Source organism: Hydrocoleum sp. CS-953 (assembly GCF_002260545.1).
GTDB lineage: Bacteria > Cyanobacteriota > Cyanobacteriia > Cyanobacteriales > Microcoleaceae > Trichodesmium.
The window spans coordinates 1-2094 of record NZ_LGSU01000088.1 but is presented as its reverse complement, the minus strand read 5'-3'; the positions used below and the strand labels follow the sequence as shown (position 1 = coordinate 2094).

At 31.7% G+C, this 2094-nt stretch carries 2 protein-coding genes; both read right to left on the bottom strand.

The window, feature by feature from the left end:
- Nucleotides 1-335 precede the first annotated feature (335 nt).
- Nucleotides 336-773 (bottom strand): AbrB family transcriptional regulator, encoded by a 438-nt coding sequence (locus AFK68_RS00555; RefSeq protein ID WP_094670800.1) that lies wholly within the window; start codon nt 771-773, stop codon nt 336-338.
- A 375-nt stretch (nt 774-1148) separates the two neighbouring features.
- A partial coding sequence (locus AFK68_RS00545) for a DUF2786 domain-containing protein (RefSeq protein WP_143437376.1) occupies nt 1149-1788 on the bottom strand: 640 nt, incomplete at its 3' end.
- Nucleotides 1789-2094: the final 306 nt, after the last annotated feature.

Here is a 2094-nt window from a genome sequence, read left to right as displayed (position 1 = left end):
ATATAAAATCAAACACTAATTTATTATAAGACAAAAAATACTCCTATATCTCTCCTAGTTTTCCCTGTTCCCACTTCAGCTTTCCCTTTATTGTTAATTCAGTTGATTTTGACAAAAACTTTCCCACCAGAACTTTCTCTATTAAGGTGGGTTAATTAAATCTCATTTTTTGTTCTCCTAGCATATCTTTAAACTTACTCTATAAAAATTTATTTGCTGCCAAAAACTAGGTTTCTCATACTGTAAATAACTCTAGTTTTTTGCAGCTTTATGAGATATTTAAATTAGTTCTACTTGGAGACTTATAAATAAAACCTATCTCCTACTCTACTAATCTACTCTTCCTCATTATTTTCATCTTCTATTTCTTCAACTTCACTATTAATCTGCCTGAGATGAATATGCTTATTTCCTAACTGGATGGAAAATTCATCTCCTGGTTTAAGTCCCATTTCCTCTGTATAGTTAGCTCCTATTACTAACTGTCCATTTTTATGAACACAAGCACGATAAGTAGGAGCGCGTCCTCTTCCATCTTTAGAAGTCTTCTCATCTAATTGTACTCCTTTGGCCTGTAGAACTGCATCGTAGAACTTGGCAAGATTTACTCGTTTCTGCTGATCTTTTGTAGTTGTATAATATCCGCAAGCAATAGCAGTATCTTTCTTTGACTTGTTTGGAAGTTCTTTAACTTTTTTCAACAATGCTTTACCTGTCAGTGGAGTATCTAATAGTTCTGAAGCATTTGATTTTTCTGTTGTTGTTTTAGCCATCTTCTCCATCTATTTAAAATCTTCATTTATAAACTTTAACACTTACACCTTCCAATATCAAGCATCTTTAATCTTTTCTTTTAAGATATTTTTTAATCTAAATGTCTTGAGAGCAATTCCCCTTCATAGTGAGAGAGTTAAGATGTCAAAAAAGCTAATGATTAATAGCTGATGTGTTAATTATTACAGCTTTACTTAATAGTTAACTGTTTAATGAATTTATCTTTGTGTAAATTTTGATTCAAATAATTTAAACTAATTTTTTCTCCAGCAATATATCCAAAGGAGAAACCTAAATCACTATTAACTCCAGTTGATTTCTGAGTTTTACATTTTACACCTTCTTGTTTTAAATATACTTGAATAGCTAAAGTNCGAAAAATCCAAAGGAGAAACCTAAATCACTATTAACTCCAGTTGATTTCTGAGTTTTACATTTTACACCTTCTTGTTTTAAATATACTTGAATAGCTAAAGTATGTTTTTCAAACATTGAGCGTACAACTATAGCGGATGTTGAATTATAATCAGTATTAGCAACTATACCTTTTGCCTCCATATTTTTTCGTCCCTGCTCTAATCTCTGTCTTAATCTAGTTGCACACCCCACCCGAAAAGCATTAATAAAAGCTCTTCCTTTACCTCTATGTTGTTTAACTAATTTATCAACTACAGCCGTTAAATATTTGTAAACTGACTGAGAAACTGTGATATTAGTTTCTGTCCCTACTAATCTCATTTCACCACTGTAAGTAGAACGCATTGCTTGACATCCATTAGCATTAGCAATTCCTGCTAAAATCCACATTTTCCAGGTTACATAACGACCTGTTTTATCAACAATACCCTTAGTAATATCCTCATCTTTGTCTTCTCCTAAGTCTGCTACAGATAAATTATGTTGAGCTAATAATTCTGCTGCTTTTTCTGCTGCTAATGCAGCTTCATGTTCATTAGGTGAATTAGCAAGAGCTAAGAGTTTACTAATTTTTTCTAGGAGGTTCCTATCGACCATTTATCTGACCTTAGATACGGCATCTTATCCTAAATTTTTTTCTCTTGTAACTATACCTACTTAAGACACTAATTAATAGGTCTTACCATTTGTTTAAAGATATTTTTTTTTAAGTATACTTTATACTATAGCAATCCTAAATCAGTTGTAAAAAACCATGCAATAGATTCAAAGGCTGGAACTATTACTCCTGTGTTCTTTTCCCTTATTTGAGAATATTTTTTGTACGCCTACAATAGGGCTACTATATCCTATCATTATCAGATAGAAAGATATGGATAGATTTAGTCTTGACAAGGTTAACTG